We start from the raw sequence: 20,961 nt of genomic DNA, 5'->3' as shown, positions 1-20,961 counted from the left end.
GTACTCGCCGTCGGGCGACGGACACTGTCGATCTCGCTGCTGGCGTGCCGACGGCGGCGGGCCGGCGTCTAGGCTTCCTGCGTGGCCGATGCCGAGCTGGTGACGAATGACGAGCGGCTGCGTCGTATCGAGGCGATCACCGACGCGGCCCTCTCTGGGCTGAACATCGCCGAGTTGCTCGACGAGCTGCTCGAACGGATCCGGGACCTGCTCAAGGTCGACACCGCCACCATCCTGCTGCTTGACGACCACACCGGTGAGCTCGTCGCGACAGCGGCCAAGGGCCTGGAGGAGGAGGTACGCCGCGGTTTCCGCATCCGGGTCGGACGCGGCTTCGCCGGTCGGGTGGCGGCGACCCGCGGACCGGTCATGATCTATGACGTCGGGCCGGACGACGTGGTCAATCCCATCCTGCTCGTCAAGGGCATCCGTGTCCTGCTGGGCGTGCCCATGCTCGTCAACGGCAACCTCGTCGGCGTACTGCACGTCGGCTCCCTGACGCTGCGGCGGTTCGGCCCGGACGACGTGCAGCTGTTGCAGCTCGTCGCCGATCGGGCCAGCCTCGCCGGTCAGGCCCGCGCACAGGTTCTCGACCGGCAGGCGGCGCTGGCGCTGCAACACAGCCTGCTACCGGGCCGACTGCCCGACGTTCCCGGCCTGGACCTGGCCGCCCGCTACATTCCGGGCCACGACCTGGGCATCGGTGGCGACTGGTACGACGTGTTCACGTTGCCATCGGGGTGGCTGGGCGCCGTCATCGGCGACGTCTCCGGTCACGGGCTGCCGTCCGCCGTCGTGATGGGACGCATCCGCAGCGCGCTACGCGCCTACGCTCTGGATTCCGACGACCCCGCCCAGGCACTGACCTCACTCGACCGCAAGATCCACCACTTCGAGGCCGGCACTCTCACCACCGCCGTCTACGCCCTGATCTCTCCCGACCGCACGCGGGTGCACGTCTCCTCGGCGGGCCACCTTCCCCCACTGCTGGCTGTTCCCGACCAGCCCAGCGTGCCCGTCAGCGTGTCGGTGGACCGGCCACTCGGGGTGGGCCGGCCGGTGAGCAATCGCCGCACCACGGTTCTGGACCTACCGCCGGGCGCGGCGCTGGTCTTCTACACCGACGGGTTGGTCGAGCGCCGCAGCGAGGTGATCGACACCGGGATCGAGCGTCTCGCCGACGCCGTGCGGCCCGGGCCGGCCGAGGCGTTGTGCGACCACATCATGGCCACCACGGCGGAGGAACACCCGAACGACGACATCGCCCTGTTGGTCATCCGCCGTCGACCACTGTCGGACTGAGCCGATCGGGCAGCTGATCCACGGCTGACCCACCCACCGGTCACGCATTGTTCGATCTTGTGCGCCGGAAGGCGCGCGAATCGTGGCGCCCTGATCCGTAACAGGTCCGAAACTACCGGTTGAAAACCAGGGATTTTTCTGCCAGCCTGGGAGCCATCGACAGGTGTGAACGTTAACAAGATCCTTCCGCGGAGGAGGCGCCTCACGCAACCGTCAGGCCCACCCACCTGCCAGGTGACCACATCCACCACCCTGCGGTACCAGCGCCCGCGACCATGTCCCGGCGGGCGACCGGACCCACTCATCGCAACGCTCCACCCGCTGGTCAAGTAGCCCGAGCGACCCGCATCCGGGCCACCACCTGAGGCCGCTGCCGGCCCGCTCGGGCGGACTCAGCACGGTGACCACCGCCATCTGGCGGGGCCACCCACTCGAACAGCGCCAGAGCTCTTCCTATCCCACCACCGGAGGATCAGCATGCCTTCCCGGACCCGTCTCACCGGGCATACCCGACTGCGAACGCTCACTCTTTCCGGAACCGCCGCGATAATTCTGACCCTGATCGTGTCGCTGCTGCCCAATCTGGCCCAGGCCGCCGAGACGACCCTCGGCGCCGCCGCAGCCCAGTCCGGCCGCTACTTCGGCGCCGCCGTCGCCGCGAACAAGCTCGGTGACAGTGCCTACACGACGATCCTGAACCGCGAGTTCAACAGCGTCACGCCCGAGAACGAAATGAAGATCGACGCGACCGAGCCGCAGCAGAACAACTTCACCTTCGGCAACGCGGACCGGATCGTGAACCATGCGACCTCCCGGGGTTGGAAGGTCCGGGGCCACACCCTGGCCTGGCACTCCCAGCAGCCGAGCTGGATGCAGGGCATGGAGGGCTCCGCGCTGCGCAGCGCGATGCTGAACCACGTCACCCGGGTGGCCACCTACTACCGGGGCAAGATCCACTCGTGGGATGTGGTGAACGAGGCGTTCGAGGACGGCAACAGCGGCGCCCGTCGTAACTCGAACCTGCAGCGCACCGGCAACGACTGGATCGAGGCCGCGTTCCGCGCCGCCGACGCGGCGGACCCGAACGCGAAGCTCTGCTACAACGACTACAACACCGACAACTGGACCTGGGCCAAGACCCAGGCGGTCTACAACATGGTGCGCGACTTCAAGTCCCGGGGCGTGCCGATCGATTGCGTCGGGTTCCAGTCGCACTTCAACGCCAACTCGCCGTACAACAGCAACTACCGCACGACGCTGTCCAGCTTCGCCGCCCTCGGGGTGGACGTGCAGGTCACCGAGCTGGACATCGAAGGCTCCGGCACGACGCAGGCCAACACCTACCGCAACGTGGTCAACGACTGCCTGGCCGTGGCCCGCTGCAACGGGGTCACCGTGTGGGGCGTGCGGGACTGCGACTCGTGGCGCTCCGGTGGCACTCCGCTGCTCTTCGAGTGCAACGGCAACAAGAAGGCCGCCTACAACGCCACCCTGGAGGCGCTGAACAGCGCCACTCCCACCAACCCGCCGACCGACCCGCCCACCGACCCGCCCACCAACCCGCCCGGCTCGGCCAACGAAATCGTCGGCACCCAGTCCGGCCGGTGCGTCGACGTGCCCAACGCGGCGACCACCAACGGCACCCGGGTGCAGCTCTACGACTGCAACAAGCAGACCAACCAGGCCTGGACCTACACCTCGGGCAAACAACTGCAGGTGTACGGCACCATGTGCCTCGACGCCGCCGGCTCCGGCAACGGCGCGGCGGTGCAGATCTACAGCTGCCACAGCCAGACCAACCAACAGTGGAACGTCAACTCCAACGGCACCATCAGCAATGTCCAGTCCGGGCGATGCCTGGACGTCTGGAGCACCAGCAACGGAGCCCAGATCCAGCTGTACGACTGCCACGGCCAGACCAACCAGCAGTTCCGGCTCGCCGCCCTCGGCGGTGGCACCCAGACGCCCACCCCGACGCCGACCACGCCACCGCCGACCGGCGGCGCGTGCGACCTGCCCTCGTCGTACCGGTGGTCGTCGACGGGTGCGCTCGCTCAGCCGAGGTCGGGCTGGGTGTCGCTGAAGGACTTCACCGTGGCGCCGTACAACGGTCAGCAGCTCGTCTACGCCACCACGCACGACACCGGAACCACCTGGGGCTCGATGAACTTCGGCCTCTTCAGCAACTACTCGCAGATGGGCTCGGCCAGCCAGAACGCGATGAACTCGGCGACCGTCGCGCCGTCGCTGTTCTACTTCGCTCCGCGCAACATCTGGGTGCTGGCCTACCAGTGGGGCGGCACGGCCTTCTCGTACCGGACCTCGAGTGACCCGACCAACCCGAACGGATGGTCGGCGGCGCAGACGCTGTTCACCGGCAGCATCTCCAACTCCAACACCGGCCCGATCGACCAGGCACTCATCGGCGACGACCAGAACATGTACCTGTTCTTCGCCGGCGACAACGGTCGGATCTACCGGGCGAGCATGCCGATCGGGAACTTCCCGGGCAGCTTCGGCTCCAACTACACGACGATCATGACCGACTCGACGAACAACCTCTTCGAGGCCGTCCAGGTCTACAAGCTCCAGGGCCTGAACAAGTACCTCATGATCGTCGAAGCGATCGGCGCGAACGGGCGCTACTTCCGATCGTTCACCGCCAGCAGCCTGGGTGGCACGTGGACGCCGCAGGCCACGTCCGAGAGCAACCCGTTCGCAGGCAAGGCCAACAGCGGTGCCACCTGGACCAACGACATCAGCCACGGTGAGCTGCTGCGGACCAGCGCCGACCAGACCATGACCGTCGACGCGTGCAACCTGCAACTGCTCTACCAGGGTCGTTCCCCCAGTTCCGGCGGCGACTACGGCCTCCTGCCGTACCGGCCGGGTCTGCTGACCCTCCAGCGCTGACGATCGGACACCGCCGGGGGCGGGTGGGCTCGCGCGAGCCCACCCGCCCCGCATCCATCCACCACCAGGAGGTACGACAGTGCCAGAACACGCCAACCGTCCCCCGTCCCCGGGAGACGCCGACCCGACCCGGGTGTCCCCCCGGCGCCGGAGAGGGATCTTCACGCTCGCCGCGGCCGGGCTCGCCGCCGCGGTCGGCCTGCTCTCCATCACCGTGGCGACCGGATCGGCGTCGGCCGCCGACAACCCGTACCAGCGCGGTCCGGACCCGACCCGGACCAGCGTCGCCACCGAGAACGGTCCGTTCGCCAACACCTCGGTCAGCGTCCCGACCGGGTACGGCTTCAACGGCGGCCGGATCTACTACCCGACCGACACCAGCCAGGGCACCTTCGGGGCCATCGCGATCTCGCCGGGTTACACGGCGTTGTTCTCCGCGGAACTGGCCTGGATGGGGCCGTGGCTGGCCTCGCACGGCTTCGTCGTGATCGGCATCGAGACCAACAGCCGTAACGACTTCGACACCGCCCGGGGCACCCAGTTGCTCGCCGCGCTGGACTACCTGACCCAGCAGAGCCCGGTACGCGACCGCGTCGACCCCACCCGGCTGGCGGTCGCCGGTCACTCCATGGGCGGCGGTGGCGCGCTGAGCGCCGCCACCCGGCGATCGTCGTTGAAGGCCGCGGTCGGCATCGCGCCGTACTCGCCGTCATCGAACCTGGCCAACGACCGGGTGCCGACAATGATCTTCTCCGGGCAGGCCGACACCGTGGTCACCCCGTCCTACGCCACCAGCCTGTACAACAGCCTGCCGAGCACGACGGAGAGTATCTACCTGGAGGTCGCCGGCGCCGACCACGGGTTCATGGTCGGCCGGTCGAACCCGGTGATGATCCGGACCATGTTGCCGTTCCTCAAGATGTTCATCGACAACGACGCCCGGTACAGCCAGTTCCTCTGCCCGTTGCTGGACTCCAGCGGTGTGGTCACCTCCCGCAGCACCTGCCCGTTGCTGCCGTCGACGCCGACCACCCCGCCGACCGACCCGCCCACCGACCCGCCCACCAACCCGCCCGGCTCGGCCAACGAAATCGTCGGCACCCAGTCCGGCCGGTGCGTCGACGTGCCCAACGCGGCGACCACCAACGGCACCCGGGTGCAGCTCTACGACTGCAACAAGCAGACCAACCAGGCCTGGACCTACACCTCGGGCAAACAACTGCAGGTGTACGGCACCATGTGCCTCGACGCCGCCGGCTCCGGCAACGGCGCGGCGGTGCAGATCTACAGCTGCCACAGCCAGACCAACCAACAGTGGAACGTCAACTCCAACGGCACCATCAGCAACGTCCAGTCCGGGCGATGCCTGGACGTCTGGAGCACCAACAACGGAGCCCAGATCCAGCTCTACGACTGCCACGGCCAGACCAACCAGCAGTTCCGGCTCGCACCCCTCGCCTGATCAGCTGAGACGGGCGGGCTCGGCGCCATGCCGGGCCCGCCCGCACCACCCCCGGCGCAGTGCCCGTGCCGGGGGTGGTGCGGGACGGCTGTCAACGAGGGGCGATCAACGGGGCGAAGTCGACGCGGGTCAGCGGCTGTTCGGACAGTGAACCGTCCGCGCGGGGCACCCGGAGCGGCCGGCCGTCACGGGAGAACGTGACGGTGGTGACGTCGTCACGGCTGGTGAGGGTGCAGACGATCTGCCCGAACGCGAGGACCTCGTCGCTGCGGCCGGCATCCTCACCAGGTTTGTCGACCACGACGCGGGCCTCGGTGCCGGTGACCGTGACCCCGGCGGCGTTGACCGCTCCCGCCAGCGCGGTGGTCAGGTCCGTGTCACGCTCGGCCGCCGTGGGTCCGGCCAGCAGATGGCGCAGTTGTTCCTCGACGGTGGGTGGCCGGTCGACCCGCCGGACGAACGAGATGATCCGGTTGTCCCGCACGAAGCAGAGCGTCTCGGCGGCCGGGCCGACCGGCGCGCTCGTGTCGGCGGACGCGGAGCTCTGGAATGGCCCCTGCGGTGCCTGCACCACCCGGGGGGCGTCATCGGTCGGGATGCTGCAGCCGGTCAGCGATGCGGCAACCGCCAGGACGACGAGATGACGATGTTTCACGGCAGGCTCCCCGGCAGGGTGACGCGGAAGCGGGCGCCGCCGCCGGGCCGGTCGCCGACGGTCACGTGTCCGCCATGTGCCGCGGCGTGCTGCGCGACCAGCGCGAGCCCGAGCCCGGTGCCGTCGCCGGTGCCGCGGGTGTGCGCCGCTCGCCCCCGAACGAACCGGTCGAAGATCGCCTCGCGGTCCTCGACGGGCACGCCCGGTCCGTCATCATCGACCTCGATGACTCCGGCGGCACCGTCGCGACCCAGCCGGACGCCGGCGGGACCACCCCCGTAGGTCACCGCGTTGTCGAGCAGGTTCGCCAGGACCTGCGCGACGCGGCGCCGCTCCACCAGCCACGTCGCCGGCACGTCGGGGGCGAGCTGGACGAGCGTCGTGGGCAGGTCGAGGGCGCGGCAGGCGTCGCGGGCCAGCCCCACGACGTCCACGGGCGCCCGGTGTGCGGGCTGGTCGCTGCGGGCCAGGTCGATCAGGTCGTTGACGAGCCGCTGGAAACGGTCGATCTCGTCGGCGACCAGCCCGGCCGCGATGGCGGTCCGTTCGTCCTGGTGTTCCCGACGGCGGGCCAGGACGCTGGCCGCCGCGGCGAGGGTCTGCAACGGCGAGCGCAGCTCGTGGCTGACGTCGGCGGCGAACCGGCGGTCCCGTTCGATGCGGTGGGCGAGGCGGTCGACCATCTGGTTGAACGAGGAGGACAGGCGGGTCAGGTCGGGGTCGGTGGCCGTGTCGAGGCGGGCGGTGAAGTCGCCGGCCGCGATCTTCTCGGCCGCGTCGGCGACAGCGGTCAGCGGGCGCAGCCCGTGCCGGGTGGCGTACCAGCCGAGTGCCGCGCCGGACCCGGCGACCATGATCGCGACGGTGGTCAGCGCGAGGGCCAGGACCTGGAACGTCTGCTCCAGCTCCCGCAGCGAGTTGACCTCGAAGTACGCCGCGGACGCGGACAGCGGCACCCCGACCACCAGGGCGGACTGCCCGTCGACGCGTACCCGCTGCACGGCGGGTTCCCCGGCGGCGACGACCCGCCGCAGCTCGGCGGGGATGGCGGCGGTGGTGCCCGGATCGGCGGCGCGCGCGTACCACTCGCCGTTGAGATGCAGCACCGGCCGCCGGCTACCCCCGGTGTCCAACGACCGGAGCACCTCCACCACGTCCGGGGTGTCCGTGTCGATCCCGGCACGAACGACCGTGGCGTCGAAGTAGGCAGCGCGCAGGGCGGTGCGTTCACGCTCGTCGAGCAGGGACCGGCGGGTCAGATCGTAGGAGATCAGGGCCATCGACGCCGAGAGCAGGAGCGCGCCGACGGCGAACGCGGCGGTGACCCGGGTACGCAGTCCGAGGCGTCTCATCGCTGCAGCTTGTAGCCCAGGCCCCGCAGGGTGACCAGGTGCCGCGGGTTCGCCGGGTCCGGCTCGATCTTCTGCCGCAGCCGGCCCACGTGGACGTCGACGAGCCGCTCGTCTCCGCTGTCGTACCCCCAGACCCGTTCCAGCAGTTGCTGGCGGGACAGCACCCGGCCGGCGTGCTCGGCCAGCTCGCACAGCAGCCGGAACTCGGTGCGGGTGACCGGTACGGGTTGGCCGGCGCGGCGGATCTCTCCCCCGTCGGGGCTGATCTCCAGCTCGCCGACCACGAGCACCGGCACGGGATCCGGCGTGTGCCCCGCGACGCCGGTACGGGCACGGCGCCGCAGGGCGCGCAACCGGGCGGTCAGTTCCTTGATCGCCACCGGCTTGACGACGTAGTCGTCGGCGCCGGCTTCGAGGGCCGCGACGATGTCGTGGGTGTCGTCGCGGGCGCTGACCACCACGATCGGCACGTCATCGTCACGGCGCAGCTGCCGGATGCACTCGAACCCGTCGAGACCGGGCAGCATCAGGTCGACGAGCACGTAGTCCGCCGGGTCGCGGCGCTGCACGCGCAGGCCCTCTTCGGCGGTGGCCGCGCCGAGAGCGTCGTAGCCTTCGTCCTCGAGTGCGAGCAGCAACGCCAGACGGATGCGGTCGTCGTCCTCGATCACCAGTACGGCCGTCATACCGGGCATCATCCCCAGACGACCGGCTCGGCTGCCAACCGCGGCGGCAGGTTGGCAGATTTGTCACGGAACTGTCACAGATCCGCGTGGTGACCGCCAAGCCGGCACGGCAGGGTCCTAGGCGACCGCGTCCGCGAAGGAAAGGGGGGTGTGCCCGTGACCGGACCGCTGGCAACCACGCCGTGCACGCTGCCGCTGGTCGAGGTGTGCGTCACCGAGTTCGACCTGGCCTGCCTGCCGGCGACCGGGGCAGTGTTCGACCGGCTGGTGGCCCTGCGTCCCGCACAGGTGGTGGTCGACCTGTCGGGCTGCCGACACATCGACGCCGCCGCCATCGGCCTCCTACTCGATGTGCACCGGCGGCTCGCCCGGGCCGACGGGGTCCTCACCGTCCGCAACCCGAACCCGCGCATCCGGCGCATCCTGCACACCGCCCGGCTGGACCAGATCCTGCCGATTGTCGACACCGCCCCCTCGTCGCCGCCCGGCACGCCGACGGCGGAACAGGAACCCATCGCCGCACCGCCGGCGTTGGTCGCTCATGGCCGCGCCTCGGTGCGAGCCGCGACCTGACGGAGCGTCGCACCTGGCCACCTCCGGCTTAACCGCTCCCCGGGTCGCGCCATCAGCCTCGGGAGCGGCCCAGCTCCGGCTCTGCACGAACGCCGTGTCCCACCGCGCGCGAGGACACGGCCCCAGGAAGGACCAGCAGAATGACAGTTGTCCCGGACGACCACCTGATGACCCTGATCTGCGACACCTGCGGCGACTCCGTCAAGGCCACCGCGTGCGTGCTCCCCGACGCGGAGGTCGTCTGGACCCTGGTATCCGAACAGGGGTGGAGCGGTTCCCCGTTCGCCACCGGCCCGCACCGCTGCCCGCACTGCAGCCTGCTGCCGCCCGCTGGTGGCGGCCACGCGTCGTGCGGGGACCACGGTCCTGGCGGGATCCTCGGCATCGACCACGTGGACGACGTGACAGTTGTCGCCGCCGCCGGTGACGTCGATCTCGACACCGGTGACACGCTGCGCAACGCCCTGCGGCACGCCGCTGACATGGGCGGAAACATCGTGGTCGACCTGAGCCGGGTACACCTCATCGACTCCACCGGCCTGGGCCTCCTGGTCCGCGCCCACCGTGACGCCCGGGACCGTGGGGCCACGCTCTGCCTGGCCGCGCCGTCGCGGTTCGTCCGCACCGTCCTGCACACGATGCGCCTGGACGGGGCCTTCCCCATCTTCGACAGCCGCGACGACGCCCTCGCCCAGTTGTCTGCGGGTTCGGCGTCGGAGCGCACGACCTCCGCCGCGACGGCCGCCCGTTCCTGATCGACATCGATCGGCCGGTGTTCCCCGTGGCGTACGTCGAGACCGACTGCCACCCGCCCCCGTACTCCAAGGACACCCGAGGAAGCCCATGAGCATCGCCGGTCTCGTCACCGCGCTCCTCGTCGGCGTCGCAAGTGGCCTGTTCGGCAGGCTCGTCATCCCGGGACGCCGGGAAGCCCCGATCTGGCTGACGGTGTCCGTCGGGGTGGTCGCCGCGCTGGCGGGCACCATCCTCGCCCGGCTCGCTGGCGTCGACACCGGCACCCTCACCCTCCTGACCCTGGTCATCCAGGTCGGCCTCGCCGGCAGCGGCGTCGTGCTCGTCGTCGCCACCGCCAAGCCCCAACCGTCCGACGCCCCGTGAACCGGGGGCGACGCAGCGGCGGCACCGGTGCCCGACGTGGAAGTCCCACCGGCCCGCGATTCCGCCCCCGCCTCGCCACGACCAAGGAGCTGACCGTGTACCTGCCCTGGCCATTACCTGACGAGAACTGGTCCGGCGACGCCTCGAACCGACCCGAGCCGGATCACGAGGACCGACGCATCGAGGCGCTTGTCGCGCAGCGACTGAGCATCGACTGGACCACCCGACGCCAGCAGATCGTCGTCTCCGTGCAGAACAGGGTCGTCATCCTCGCCGGCGTGGTGAGTGACCCGAACACCCGGCAGGTCGCGGCGGAACTCGCCTACGACGTGCCCGGGGTCTTCGACATCTGCAACACGCTGCGGCTCAGCGGCCCACGGCGCAGCCACTACCAGGGGTAACCACACCGCACGCTGCGTAACAGCGGATCGGACGCTCTCGTGCCCTAGCGACGGTGACACTCTGATGGTCGTCGTCTGGTCAACGGGGGTCCTGCTCGCACGCCTTCCTGATCTGGCGCTCCCGGGCTATCACGGCCAGCCGAGCAGTCGGGCGCCGAGGACGGCTGTTTGCAGCGTGAACCGTTGGGTCGGCTCCCCGGGGTGGTAGCCGGTCAGATCCCGGATGCGGTCGAGGCGATAGGTGATCGCACGAACGGACAGGTGCATCTGCCGGGCGGTCGCGGTGTGGTTGCCCTGGTTGTCGAAGAGCACCGACAGGGTCTCCAGGTACGGCTCGGCACCGCCGCGCGCCGTGGTCAGTGGCCCGAGGACCGTGGTCACCAGGTCGGTGATGGCGTCGCGGTCACGCAGGAGCACGGGGAACACCAGCAGATCGGCGGCATTGAGTACGGGCGTGGTGAAGCCGAGCTTGGCGGCGTGGTCGAGGGTGTGGCGGGCCTCGTCGAGGGAGGTGGCCAGGCCATGCACCCCTGGTTGGGTACGCCCGACGGCAATCTGCCAGTTGCCCGCGCCGAGTTCGGTGAGGAGCAGGTGGGCGAGTTCGGCCGCGATTCCGCGTAGGCCGCCGGCGCTGATGCAGACCACGTCACCGTCGCGGAGGGTGGTGAGGGTGTTGCCCTCGCCGAACCTGGAGGCCAGTGCGGCATCGATGCGGTGCGTGATGCCGGTGGTCAGGCCGGTCGCACGGGCGATGAGGACGGTGTGGGTGGCCGACAGGCGGATGCCATATCGGTGTGCGCGCTCGGCGAGATCACCGGGATCGGCCCTACCGGTGAGCAGGTCGTTGACGAACACGGAACGTTCGTTGTCGTGGCGATCAAGCTCGGCACGGTTCTGCCGGGCGTACCCGTCCAGGGCGGCGCTGAGCAGGACACGCGCGGTGTCCAGGAGTGTCTCGGCGCGGGAATGCACGGCGGCCGCGGTGTCGGTCGACGCGACCGGGTTGGCGCTCCAGTGGGCGGTGGTGGCATCCAGCAGACCGGTGACGAGCTCGCGCAGCTTGAGCCCTTGACCCGCTGCGCGGGCACCCAGGCTCGCCGCCGCCCGCCGCCGGGCACCGGCCGGGACGGACAGCAGATCCTGACAGTCGGCCGCCAGCGAGGTGTCGTCGCTCATGGGCTGTTCCTTGTCCACATGGCGGTGGCCGCCGGTGAACGGCGGCCACGAGCTTCAGGTTTACACACCGATGTCGCGGCGGTCGAAGACGATAACGCCGGCGATCGTGGCCGCGGCACCAAGGAGCACGAGGGCGAGAAGCTCGGCCGGGTGCCAACCGGTGTGCAGTGGGTCGGTGCCGATAAAGTAGTGGAACGGTGACAGCCAGCGAACCCAGTGCCATCCGTCCACCATGCCGCCGATGGCGTTGGCCATGTAGGTGGCCACCGCAAGGCCACCGGTGATCGCGAGAACGGCAGCCCGTTTTCCGGTGGCGGCGCCAACGAGGAAGGCGATGCCGGCGAAACACCACACCAGGGCGACCAGCCCGGCGGACGCGGCAGCGACGTTGGACAGGGCGATGTCCATGCCGATCCAGGGAACAATGATCATCAACAGGATCCACGGGATGGCGGCGATTCCGGTAAGCGCGCTCCCTGCGGCGACCACCCGTTGCCAGGCGAAAGCGGCGCGCGAGACCGGGTTGGCCAGCATCAGCTCCATGCCACCGTCCTCCTCCGGCCGAGCGATCGTGCGGGCAGCCAGCGTGATGGCGCACATCAGGACCAGCAGTGGGCCGACCAGGCTGAAGATGGTCGCCTGCAGATAGCCGGCGGGCGACAGCATGTCGGCGATGCCGAGGAAGTCCAGCATGCCCTGGGGCAACGCGTCCTGCTTCAGCTCCGCGGCACCCTGGAACTGGCTGTAGAAGGAGGTGTAGATGGCGGTGAAGGCGGCGATGCCACCGGCCCAACCGATCAATGCCAGGCGGTCGTCCCGCCAGGTCTTACGCACCAGCGCGGGAAGCATCGCCGGCTCCTTCCGCGTGGTAGTAGAACGACAGGAACGTCTCTTCCAGGTCAGGTTCGGCCGACAACATGTCCATCACCTCATGACGCGCCGCCGCCTTGATCAGCGGGTCGATGCGGCCGTCGACGGTGCATTTCAGCACCGGCCCGGACACCACCACGTCACGTACTCCGGGCAGGACACTGAACTCTGCCGGGTCCACCGGATCATCGAAGTGAATCTCGACGGCGCGGACCGCCCGCTTCCCCAGTGACTCAACCCGCTCGACCGCGGCCAGCCGGCCGGCGCGGACGATGGCGACCCGATCGGCCACCTGCTGCACCTCGGCCAGGACATGAGAGGACATGAAGACGGTCTGCCCGGCAACTCTGGCGTCGCGGACCATGGCCAGGAACTCCTGCTGCATGAGGGGGTCCAGCCCACTGGTCGGCTCATCCAGGACCAGCACCGCCGGCCGGTGCATGAACGCCTGCACCAAACCCACCTTCTGCTTGTTCCCCTTACTCATCGTGCGTACCGGGCGTGAGAGATCCAGGTCGAGCCGCTCCGCGAGCTCGGCAACCTGCGACCAGGCCACGCCGCCGCGTGCCGCGGCGAAGAAGCGCAGCAGGTCCTCCGCCTTGTCGCGCCCGGGAAACACGAGCTCGCCGGGCAGATAGCCGATCTGACGGTGCAGTGCGGCCTTGTCCCGGCGCGGGTCGAGTCCGAGCACGGTCGCGTGTCCGCGAGTGGGTCGCAGGAAGTCCAACAGCAGCCGGATGGTGGTGGTCTTCCCTGCACCGTTCGGGCCGAGGAAACCCACCACCTCCCCGGCACGAATCTCCAGGCTGAGCCCCTCGATGCCGCGACGCTGGCCATAGAACTTGGTCAGGTCCTCGGTGAGCAGAGCGATGTCGCTTGTCATGCCCACATCGTCGCCGGCCTTCTCGCCCGGCATCCAGGTCAGCACCCGGCCGACATCTCGCTGAGGCCGTTGCCGAATACCGGAAGCAGTAGCCCGAACCGCTGCCCGGCGGGTCCCCGAGCCGCGAGCGCCGGGAGTACTCTCCCATCAGGTGCGCCGGGAAGTCTGGTCGGCAGGTCATGTCGTGCTGCGACTCCTGGAGGCTCCGATGGGCGTTTCTGCCTTGCGCACCGAAAATCTGTCCAAGCGGTATGGACGCCTACTCGCCCTCGACAACCTCACCCTCGACGTCGCGGCGGGCGAGGTGTTCGGGTTCCTCGGCCCCAACGGCGCCGGAAAGTCAACAACGATCCGGCTGCTGCTCGGCCTCGCCCGACCCACCTCCGGTCGAGCGCGGATCTTCGACACCGACGCCGCCGACGTTGCCGCCGCCCATCGCCGGCTCGCCTACGTACCGGCGGATGTGGCGCTGTGGCAGCGGATGACCGGCGCCGAGGTGCTGGACCTGCTCGCCCGCATCGGTCCCGGTACGGACACCGCCTACCGCGACGAACTCATCCAACGGTTCGCGCTCGACGTGTCCAAACCGGCCGGCACCTACTCGACGGGCAACCGGCAGAAGGTCGCCCTGATCGCGGCGTTCGCCACCCGGGCGCCTCTGCTGGTGCTGGACGAGCCCACCAGCGGCCTGGATCCGCTCATGGAACTGCAGTTCCGGCAGGCCGTCGGGGTTGCCCGCGACAACGGGCAGACGGTCTTCCTCAGCTCCCACCAGCTCGCCGAGGTCGAGGCCGTCTGCGACCGCGTCGGCATCCTGCGCGCCGGCCAACTGGTGGAGGTGGCCTCCGTCGCCCAGCTACGCCGACTGCACCACACCGAGGTGGCCGCAACGTTCACCGGCACGCCACCGGACCTCACCGGCGTCCTCGGCGTCGACGGCCTGCACGAGGACGGCCCGGCGGCAGTGCGATTCACTCTCAACGGCTCCCCCGCCGCGGCGCTGCGCGCCCTGGCCGACGCTGATGTGGCGACGATCGTCGTCCGCGAGCAGAGCCTGGAGGAGATCTTCCTCGCCTACTACGGGCAGAGCCCCCGATGACAGCGACCGCGACGCCGGCAACCCGCCCGCAGCCGGCAATGCGAGGGCTCGCGGTGCGACAGGTACGCCGGGGTGCCGTGGTCGTGACCGCCGTCTGCGCGGGCATGTCCGCGCTGGTGGTGGTCGGCTACCGCGCGGACGCGCTGGATCCGGCCGCCGTGGCGGCGCTGGCCCGCAACCCTGCGATCCGTACCCTCTTCGGCGATCCGGTCGCGCTCGACCAGGCCGGCGGGTTCACGGTGTGGCGTACGGGCACCGTACTGGCGGTGGTGCTCGGTGTGTGGGCGATGCTGGCTGCCACCCGGATCACCCGTGGGGAGGAGGACGCCGGCCGGTGGGGCCTGCTGCTGTCCGGCCGGGTCACCCTTGCCGAGGCTGTCCGCCATCACCTCGGTGTCCTGGCCGTCGTGCCGGTCCTCGTCGGAGCGGCGACAGCGGCGGCGATGATCGCCGCGGGAGCGGAGAGCACCGGTTCGGTGCTGCACGGCACCGGCCTCGCTGCCGTCGGCCTCTTCTTCGTCGCGGTCGGAGGAGTCGGCGCGCAGCTGTTCTCCAGCCGGTCGGCGGCCAACGGTGCCGCTGCCGCCGTGCTGGTGGTCGGGCTACTCATGCGGATGGTCGGCGACGGTGTCCCCGCGGTGGCCTGGCTTCGGTGGCTGTCCCCGTTCGGGCTGATGGCGCTGACCCGCCCGTTCGCCACCGGTCGAGGGCTGCCGGTGGTGGTGCTGACATGTGCCGCCCTGCTGCTACTGGCCCTCGCGGGTTGGCTCGCGGCGCGGCGTGACGTCGGCGCGGGGATTCTGGCGACGGCCGACAGTCGGCCGGCGCGTACCGCGTTGCTCGGTTCGGTGCCGGCCTTCGCGGTACGACGCACCATGCGACCGCTGGCCGCGTGGTCTGCCGGAATCGGCGCGTACTTCCTGCTCCTGGGTCTGATCGCCCGGTCCATGACCGAGTTCCTCACCGGCAATCCCCAGTTCGCGGCCATGGCGGCCCAGGCCGGCTTCCCCGCACTCGGCACTGTGGAGGGTTACGCCGCCACCATGTTCACGCTGCTGGCCGTGCCGGTCGGGGTGTTCGTCTCGGTGCGGCTCGCCGCCACCGCCGCGGACGAGAATGCCCGGCGTCTCACACTGGTGCTGGCCGCACCGGTGACCCGACTGCGCTTGTTGGCCGCCGAGGCGACCATCGCCGGGTGCGCCGCGCTGCTCCTGATCACGCTGTCGGGCCTCGCCATGTGGGCCGGCACGGCCATTGTCCATGCCGGGCTCGGGGCCGCTGACGCGCTCGCCGGTGCCTGGAACGTCGCGCCGATCATGGTGCTCTGTCTGGGAGCCGGCGTCCTGGCGCTCGGCTGGCGGCCGCGTACCGTGGCGGCGGTCGGCGCTCTTCCGGCCGCTGGTGGGTTCGTGTGGCAGGTCATCGCCGACAGCGTCGACGCCCCCGCCTGGGTCCGTGCGCTGTCCCCGTTCGCGCACCTGGCCGCGGTGCCGGCCACCGCACCGGCCTGGCCGGCAGCAGCGGTGATGGCCGGCATCGCCGCAGCAGGAGTGGTCGCCGGCTCGATCGGCTACCGCCGCCGCGACCTGTGCGCCTGACGGTGATCAGTTCGACCCGACCCGGACGCCGCCCGTGGCGAGGTGCGGCGTTGCGCATCCGGATCGCCGCCCTCGCGGCGAATCCCGTCGCCATGCACGATCGTGGTATTGCGCCCCGGAATTGCGCACCAGCGGTGCCGGGCTGACCGTCCAACGTGTCGCGCGACGATCGCTGCGGCTTATTGCCGCCCGCGCCGCTACACCCTGGAAAGAATCACACAACGACCCCAGGGTGTCCCCTCTCACAACGATCTTCCCCAGCTATTCACCGTGGCGTCGGTATTCTTGATTAGGCACAGTCTGCACCTTATGCCCGTTAGCTGAGGGGGGATCATGCCCGATCACATCGACCTCGCTCGCCTGCGAGACGTGCTCGACGGACCGTGGGCCGACGTCCGCAACGCCCACCGGAATCACCTCGACGCGCGCTTCCTCCCGGTGTACGGCGAGACCGGTGACCAGGCACGGGAGCGGATCACCCGACTGCTCACCGAACTCCCCGCCGAGCTGGGCATGGCGTCGGCCTTTCCCCCCGAGTACGGCGGCAGGTCCGACGTCGGCGGGTCGATCGTGGCCAGCGAGATGCTGGCGCAGGTCGACCTGTCGCTGATGGTCAAGGCCGGCGTGCAGTGGGGCCTGTTCGGCGGTGCCGTCGCCGCCCTCGGCACCAGACGACACCACGACGCCTACCTGCGGGACATCATCTCGGGCCGGATCTTCGGCTGTTTCGCGATGACCGAGACCGGCCACGGCTCCGACGTCCAGCAACTGCGCACCACCTGCACGTACGACCCGCAGACGCAGACCTTCGACCTGCACACGCCGCACGAGGCGGCCCGCAAGGACTACATCGGCAACGCCGCACGGGACGGGCGGATGGCGGTGGTCTTCGCCCAACTGATCACCGACGGACGACGGCACGGCGTGCACGCGTGGCTGGTGCCGATCCGCGACGCCCAGGGCAATCCGCTGCCCGGCGTGAGCATCGGCGACGCCGGCGCCAAGGGCGGGTTACTCGGCGTGGACAACGGGCGGCTCAGCTTCGACCACGTGGCAGTGCCCCGCGACATGCTCCTGGACCGGTACGGTCAGGTCGCCGAGGACGGCTCGTACTCGAGCCCGATCGAGAACGACTCCCGACGCTTCTTCACCATGCTCGGCACCCTGGTCCGCGGTCGGGTGAGCGTGGGTGGCGCCGCGTCCGCGGCCACCAAGTCGGCACTGACCATCGCGGTGCGCTACGGCGACATCCGCCGCCAGTTCGGCACGCCCGGCGCGGACCGGGAGGTGCTGATCAACGACTACCTGGCCCACCAGCGCAAGCTGCTGCCCGCCCTGGCCACCACGTACGCGCTGCACTTCGCCCAGACCGAGCTGCTCACCTCTCTCAGCGAGGTGCAGGGCGGCGACGGCCCGGTTGACGAGCAGCGACAGCGGCAGCTGGAGTCCCGGGCCGCCGGTCTCAAGGCGGCGCAGACCTGGCACGCCACCCGCACCATCCAGATGTGCCGCGAGGCGTGTGGCGGAGCCGGTTACCTGGCCGAGAACCGCCTGCCCGGTCTGAAGGCGGACACCGACGTCTTCACCACGTTCGAGGGCGACAACACGGTGCTGCTGCAACTGGTGGCCAAGGGGCTGCTCACCGGCCACCGGGACGCGTTCGGCTCGTTGGACGGCTGGGGGCGCGCTTCCTTCGTCGCCGACCAGGTCCGCGAGATGGTGCTCGAGCGTACCGCCGCGCGCTCGCTCATCGAGCGGCTGATCAGCGCGGTGCCGGGCCGCGACGACGAGGTAGCGGTCACCGATCGCGGTTGGCAGCTCAAGGCCTTCGAGGACCGCGAGCGGCACCTCCTCGACGGCGCTGTCCGCCGGCTCCGCAACGGCGCGGCCACCAAGAAGGACCGTTCCTTCGACATCTTCAACGACGTCCAGGACCACGTTCTCGCGGTCGCCACCGCGCACATCGACCGGGTCACCCTGGAGGCGTTCGTCGCCGGCATCGAGGAGACCGCCGACCCCGCGGTCCGGGCGTTGCTCTCCCGGGTCGGTGACCTGTACGCGCTCAGCGTGATCGAGGCCAACAAGGGTTGGTTCCTGGAGCACGGCCGGCTGACACCGGCCCGCTCCAAGGCGATCACGGCCGTGGTGAACGGCCTGCTCAAGGAGCTGCGCCCGCACATGCGCACCCTCGTGGACGGTTTCGCCATCCCGGAGGCCTGGCTGAACTGCGCCATTCTGCAAGAGGAACCCGGCCGGCAGGACTCGATGGCCATCCACGACGCCGCCGGCGATCGGCAGGTGGTACCGGCGTAGGGGACGGCCCGGAAGCCCGCCCCGGCTCGGCCGAAGGGTGCCCGCCGGCTCTGGGGTCGGCGGGCACCGTCGTGGTGGAGGTCAGCTGCAGCAGCCGCCGGCCTGAGCGGGGGCGGCGTCGAGGGTGACCAGGTTCAGGGGCGTGGACAGCAACCCGCCGGAGATGCCGGTGGCGAGTCCGCGTGTCGCCGGCTCTGCTGCGGACGCCGGCCCGCAGCAGCTGTCGCCGGTGGCGGAGTCGGCGGGGTTGCTGCTGCACACGCCGGTTTCGGGCAGATCGAGCTGGACGGCGTGGGCGGCGTCCCAGTCGCCGGCGAGGGCGGCGACGACGGAGCGGACCTGCTCGTACCCGGTGGCCATGAGGAACGTGGGTGCCCGGCCGTAGGACTTCATGCCGACGGCGTAGTAGTCGATTTCCGGGTGGGTGAGTTCGTTCACGCCGTGTGGGGGAACGGTGCCGCAGGAGTGCTCGTTCGGGTCGATCAGCGGCGCGAGGGCGCGGGTGGCACCCATGATCGGGTCGAGGTCCAGGCGCAGCTCGGCGGCGATCGAGTGGTCGGGGCGGAAGCCGGTGGCGGCGACGATCCGGTCGACGGTGACGGACTCCTCTTCGCCGTCGGCGTGGCGCACCAGCACAGTGACCCGGCCATCTGTCGGGGTGAGGGCGTGCACGGAGAAGCCGGTGAGCAACCGGATCCGGCCGGCGTCGACGTGCGCGCGCAGCCGGGAGCCCAGGGCGCCACGCGCCGGGAGGGCGTCGGCGTCCCCGCCGCCGTAGGTACGCGCCGGTGAGGCGGTCCGGATCGCCCAGGTCACCGCGGTGCCCGCCGTGGACTCGGCCAGTTCGGCCAGGGACAGCAGGGTGTTCGCGGCGGAGTGGCCGGCCCCGACGACGAGGGTGTGCCGGCCGGCGAAACGGTCCCGGGCCGCGCCGAGAACATCGGGCAGCGCGTGCTCCAGAAACGCGGCGACGGTGCTCTCGCCGTGGGCGGGCAGGCCGGACGCGCCCAGGACGTTCGGGGTGCCCCAGGTGCCGGACGCGTCGATGACGGCGCGGGCGAGGAGCTCCTCGCCGTCGCTGAGGCGGATCAGGAACGGGGTGGAGTCACGACCGGCGGTGCGCAGCCGGTCCAGGCCCCGGCGGCTTATCGCCTCGACCCGGGCGCCGTAGCGCAGGTGCGGCTTGAGCTGCGCCAGCTCGGCGAGGGGCTGGAGGTAGTCGCGGGCCAGCTCCGCTCCGGTGGGCAGCGCCTCCAGATCGGGGGCGACCCAACCGGCCGCGTCGAGGAGGCGGCGTGCGGCCGGGTCGATGTTGTACCGCCACGGCGAGAAGACGCGCACGTGCCCCCACTGGCGGACAGCGGCGCCCGGGGTGTCGCCGGCTTCGAGGACGGTGAACGCGATGCCCCGCTCGTGCAGGTGCGCGGCGGCGGCCAGACCTACCGGGCCGGCGCCGATGACCATGACGGGCAGCTCGTTCAGGGTGCTCATCAGCAAGACTCCTCTGCTTTGACAGTTATCGAATCAACGGAGTGGACGGGGCCCACGGGTGAGGGCCTGCGGTTGGTCAGGTGACGACCGGGCTGCGCCGCTCGAGCAGGACGACGTCGCGCCAGCGGCCGTGGTGACGACCGATCCGCTCGCGTACGCCGATGATCCGGAAGCCGGCCCGCTCGTGCAGGGTGAGGCTGGCCGCGTTCTCGGGGAAGACTCCGGACTGGATGGTCCAGATGCCGGCGGCCTCGGTGGAGATGATCAGCCGGTCCAGCAGCAGCCGGGCGATGCCGCGGCCCTGCGCGGCGGGATCGACGTAGACGGAGTGCTCGACCACCCCGGCGTAGACGTCGCGGGCCGAGGTGGGTGCGGCGGCGATCCAACCGAGCACCCTGTCATCGGGGTCCACCGCGACGAAGCGGTGGTCGGGCAGCTTCGCCGCGTCGAACGCCGACCAGGTCGGTGCGGTGATCTCGAAGCTGGCGTTACCGGCGTCGAGCCCGGCCTGGTAGATGGCCAGGACCCGCTCGGCGTCCTCGTACCGCAGGGCGCGCACCGTGACGTCGGTCATCAGCAGGTTCCGTTCGGGCTGGGGGCGGGTCGACCCATGACCACGTCCGCGGCGGAGGGGAAGCAGTCGACGCAGGCGTCGTTGATCCGGTAGTGGCGGGCGGTGCCGACCGGCTCGATGAGGACGAACCGCACCTCGGTGAGGATCTTCAGGTGCTGCGAGACGGTGGACTGCGCACGGCCGATCGCGGTGACGATCTCCCCCACGCTCGTCGCCTGAGCCTGCCGGGCGAGGTACTCGACGATCTGCACCCGGGTCGGGTCGGCCAGTGCCCGGAACCACGACGCGTACGTCTGCGCCGTCGTCCGGTCGAGCAACTCGGCCATCCCCCACCTCCCCGTTTCATCGTTCATCGGCGATAGACGATTAAGCCTATCAACCGTGAGCGGTGATCATCGACCGAAGGTCGCGTAGGCGGCCCGCGCCGCGTCGAAGCGGCGCTCGGCACGCTGCTCGACAGTGCTGACCTCGGCGCAGGAGTCGCAAAATCGGAC

19 protein-coding genes are annotated in these 20,961 nt (G+C 70.3%); 10 read left to right on the top strand and 9 right to left on the bottom strand.

Going from position 1 to position 20,961, the window contains the following annotated elements:
- Positions 1-81 precede the first annotated feature (81 nt).
- From ACX27O_RS18765 to ACX27O_RS18755, 3 genes are all read left to right on the top strand, one after another.
- Complete coding sequence (locus ACX27O_RS18765) at positions 82-1,302, top strand: PP2C family protein-serine/threonine phosphatase (RefSeq protein ID WP_030330818.1); 1,221 nt, start codon at positions 82-84, stop codon at positions 1,300-1,302.
- Between the two features lie 477 nt (positions 1,303-1,779).
- Positions 1,780-4,215 (top strand): non-reducing end alpha-L-arabinofuranosidase family hydrolase, encoded by a 2,436-nt coding sequence (locus ACX27O_RS18760; protein ID WP_210864543.1) that lies wholly within the window; start codon positions 1,780-1,782, stop codon positions 4,213-4,215.
- Between the two features lie 79 nt (positions 4,216-4,294).
- On the top strand, positions 4,295-5,677 hold the full coding sequence (locus tag ACX27O_RS18755; protein ID WP_458939816.1) for a poly(ethylene terephthalate) hydrolase family protein: 1,383 nt from the start codon (positions 4,295-4,297) through the stop codon (positions 5,675-5,677).
- 91 nt (positions 5,678-5,768) lie between these two features.
- Here ACX27O_RS18755 and ACX27O_RS18750 read toward each other — a convergent pair whose 3' ends face one another.
- The 3 genes from ACX27O_RS18750 to ACX27O_RS18740 are packed head-to-tail and all read right to left on the bottom strand — an operon-like array spanning position 5,769 to position 8,370.
- Entirely contained in the window at positions 5,769-6,332 is a 564-nt protein-coding gene (locus ACX27O_RS18750) for a GerMN domain-containing protein (protein WP_210863662.1), read from the bottom strand.
- Entirely contained in the window at positions 6,329-7,684 is a 1,356-nt protein-coding gene (locus ACX27O_RS18745; RefSeq protein WP_210864545.1) for a sensor histidine kinase, read from the bottom strand. The genes ACX27O_RS18750 and ACX27O_RS18745 overlap by 4 nt, the downstream gene beginning before the upstream one ends.
- A complete protein-coding gene (locus ACX27O_RS18740; protein ID WP_030330826.1) occupies positions 7,681-8,370 on the bottom strand; it encodes a response regulator transcription factor in 690 nt (229 codons plus the stop codon). The genes ACX27O_RS18745 and ACX27O_RS18740 overlap by 4 nt, the downstream gene beginning before the upstream one ends.
- A 156-nt stretch (positions 8,371-8,526) precedes the next feature.
- On the opposite strand from ACX27O_RS18740, the gene ACX27O_RS18735 reads away from it, so the two are divergent.
- The 4 genes from ACX27O_RS18735 (at position 8,527) to ACX27O_RS18720 (ending at position 10,463) form a co-directional block, all read left to right on the top strand.
- A complete protein-coding gene (locus tag ACX27O_RS18735) occupies positions 8,527-8,943 on the top strand; it encodes an STAS domain-containing protein (RefSeq protein WP_210858113.1) in 417 nt (138 codons plus the stop codon).
- 140 nt (positions 8,944-9,083) lie between these two features.
- Positions 9,084-9,698 carry an STAS domain-containing protein gene (locus tag ACX27O_RS18730; RefSeq protein WP_081883781.1) on the top strand — a complete coding sequence of 205 codons (615 nt, stop codon included), beginning with the start codon at positions 9,084-9,086 and terminating at the stop codon, positions 9,696-9,698.
- An 88-nt stretch (positions 9,699-9,786) separates the two neighbouring features.
- Entirely contained in the window at positions 9,787-10,062 is a 276-nt protein-coding gene (locus ACX27O_RS18725) for a GlsB/YeaQ/YmgE family stress response membrane protein (RefSeq protein ID WP_210858114.1), read from the top strand.
- A 95-nt stretch (positions 10,063-10,157) separates the two neighbouring features.
- Positions 10,158-10,463: a BON domain-containing protein gene (locus ACX27O_RS18720; RefSeq protein ID WP_030330834.1), complete on the top strand. Its 306-nt coding sequence runs from the start codon at positions 10,158-10,160 to the stop codon at positions 10,461-10,463.
- A 129-nt stretch (positions 10,464-10,592) separates the two neighbouring features.
- Here the strand turns inward: ACX27O_RS18720 and ACX27O_RS18715 are convergent, their stop codons facing one another.
- The 3 genes from ACX27O_RS18715 to ACX27O_RS18705 are packed head-to-tail and all read right to left on the bottom strand — an operon-like array spanning position 10,593 to position 13,392.
- On the bottom strand, positions 10,593-11,639 hold the full coding sequence (locus ACX27O_RS18715) for a PucR family transcriptional regulator (protein ID WP_051708311.1): 1,047 nt from the start codon (positions 11,637-11,639) through the stop codon (positions 10,593-10,595).
- A gap of 60 nt (positions 11,640-11,699) precedes the next feature.
- Positions 11,700-12,488: an ABC transporter permease subunit gene (locus ACX27O_RS18710; protein ID WP_400446761.1), complete on the bottom strand. Its 789-nt coding sequence runs from the start codon at positions 12,486-12,488 to the stop codon at positions 11,700-11,702.
- Complete coding sequence (locus ACX27O_RS18705) at positions 12,466-13,392, bottom strand: ABC transporter ATP-binding protein (protein ID WP_030330839.1); 927 nt, start codon at positions 13,390-13,392, stop codon at positions 12,466-12,468. The genes ACX27O_RS18710 and ACX27O_RS18705 overlap by 23 nt, the downstream gene beginning before the upstream one ends.
- A gap of 208 nt (positions 13,393-13,600) precedes the next feature.
- Here ACX27O_RS18705 and ACX27O_RS18700 point away from each other — a divergent pair, with 208 nt between their 5' ends.
- The 3 genes from ACX27O_RS18700 (at position 13,601) to ACX27O_RS18690 (ending at position 18,402) form a co-directional block, all read left to right on the top strand.
- Positions 13,601-14,491, top strand: a complete 891-nt coding sequence (locus ACX27O_RS18700; protein WP_030330841.1) for an ABC transporter ATP-binding protein — start codon at positions 13,601-13,603, stop codon at positions 14,489-14,491.
- Positions 14,488-16,089: a hypothetical protein gene (locus ACX27O_RS18695; RefSeq protein WP_358127279.1), complete on the top strand. Its 1,602-nt coding sequence runs from the start codon at positions 14,488-14,490 to the stop codon at positions 16,087-16,089. Before ACX27O_RS18700 ends, ACX27O_RS18695 begins: the two co-directional genes overlap by 4 nt.
- Positions 16,090-16,422: 333 nt before the next feature.
- Positions 16,423-18,402, top strand: coding sequence for an acyl-CoA dehydrogenase family protein (locus tag ACX27O_RS18690; protein ID WP_458939815.1), 1,980 nt, complete (start codon positions 16,423-16,425; stop codon positions 18,400-18,402).
- Between the two features lie 81 nt (positions 18,403-18,483).
- Here the strand turns inward: ACX27O_RS18690 and ACX27O_RS18685 are convergent, their stop codons facing one another.
- The 3 genes from ACX27O_RS18685 to ACX27O_RS18675 all read right to left on the bottom strand — a co-directional run bounded on the left by ACX27O_RS18685 (position 18,484) and on the right by ACX27O_RS18675 (position 20,793).
- The gene (locus ACX27O_RS18685) at positions 18,484-19,893 is read right to left on the bottom strand and encodes an FAD-dependent oxidoreductase (protein ID WP_358127273.1); all 1,410 of its coding nucleotides are present in this window, start codon (positions 19,891-19,893) and stop codon (positions 18,484-18,486) included.
- Positions 19,894-19,969: 76 nt separating this feature from the next.
- Entirely contained in the window at positions 19,970-20,467 is a 498-nt protein-coding gene (locus ACX27O_RS18680; RefSeq protein ID WP_210858119.1) for a GNAT family N-acetyltransferase, read from the bottom strand.
- On the bottom strand, positions 20,467-20,793 hold the full coding sequence (locus tag ACX27O_RS18675; protein ID WP_210858120.1) for an ArsR/SmtB family transcription factor: 327 nt from the start codon (positions 20,791-20,793) through the stop codon (positions 20,467-20,469). Before ACX27O_RS18675 ends, ACX27O_RS18680 begins: the two co-directional genes overlap by 1 nt.
- Between the last annotated feature and the right edge of the window lie 168 nt (positions 20,794-20,961).

The organism is Micromonospora sp. SD19 (assembly GCF_054462275.1).
Note: the sequence above shows the minus strand (reverse complement) of the source record. Positions and strands in the feature narration are given on the sequence as shown.

Excerpts from the sequence above, each read along its gene's own strand:
- ACX27O_RS18705 (WP_030330839.1), bottom strand. The coding sequence starts at position 13,392 with ATGACAAGCGACATCGCTCTGCTCACCGAGGACCTGACCAAGTTCTAT.
- ACX27O_RS18710 (WP_400446761.1), bottom strand. The coding sequence starts at position 12,488 with ATGCTTCCCGCGCTGGTGCGTAAGACCTGGCGGGACGACCGCCTGGCA.
- ACX27O_RS18745 (WP_210864545.1), bottom strand. The coding sequence starts at position 7,684 with ATGAGACGCCTCGGACTGCGTACCCGGGTCACCGCCGCGTTCGCCGTC.
- ACX27O_RS18740 (WP_030330826.1), bottom strand. The coding sequence starts at position 8,370 with ATGACGGCCGTACTGGTGATCGAGGACGACGACCGCATCCGTCTGGCG.
- ACX27O_RS18680 (WP_210858119.1), bottom strand. The coding sequence starts at position 20,467 with ATGACCGACGTCACGGTGCGCGCCCTGCGGTACGAGGACGCCGAGCGG.
- ACX27O_RS18760 (WP_210864543.1), top strand. The coding sequence starts at position 1,780 with ATGCCTTCCCGGACCCGTCTCACCGGGCATACCCGACTGCGAACGCTC.
- ACX27O_RS18675 (WP_210858120.1), bottom strand. The coding sequence starts at position 20,793 with ATGGCCGAGTTGCTCGACCGGACGACGGCGCAGACGTACGCGTCGTGG.
- ACX27O_RS18695 (WP_358127279.1), top strand. The coding sequence starts at position 14,488 with ATGACAGCGACCGCGACGCCGGCAACCCGCCCGCAGCCGGCAATGCGA.
- ACX27O_RS18715 (WP_051708311.1), bottom strand. The coding sequence starts at position 11,639 with ATGAGCGACGACACCTCGCTGGCGGCCGACTGTCAGGATCTGCTGTCC.
- ACX27O_RS18685 (WP_358127273.1), bottom strand. The coding sequence starts at position 19,893 with ATGAGCACCCTGAACGAGCTGCCCGTCATGGTCATCGGCGCCGGCCCG.
- ACX27O_RS18690 (WP_458939815.1), top strand. The coding sequence starts at position 16,423 with ATGCCCGATCACATCGACCTCGCTCGCCTGCGAGACGTGCTCGACGGA.
- ACX27O_RS18700 (WP_030330841.1), top strand. The coding sequence starts at position 13,601 with ATGGGCGTTTCTGCCTTGCGCACCGAAAATCTGTCCAAGCGGTATGGA.
- ACX27O_RS18730 (WP_081883781.1), top strand. The coding sequence starts at position 9,084 with ATGACAGTTGTCCCGGACGACCACCTGATGACCCTGATCTGCGACACC.
- ACX27O_RS18725 (WP_210858114.1), top strand. The coding sequence starts at position 9,787 with ATGAGCATCGCCGGTCTCGTCACCGCGCTCCTCGTCGGCGTCGCAAGT.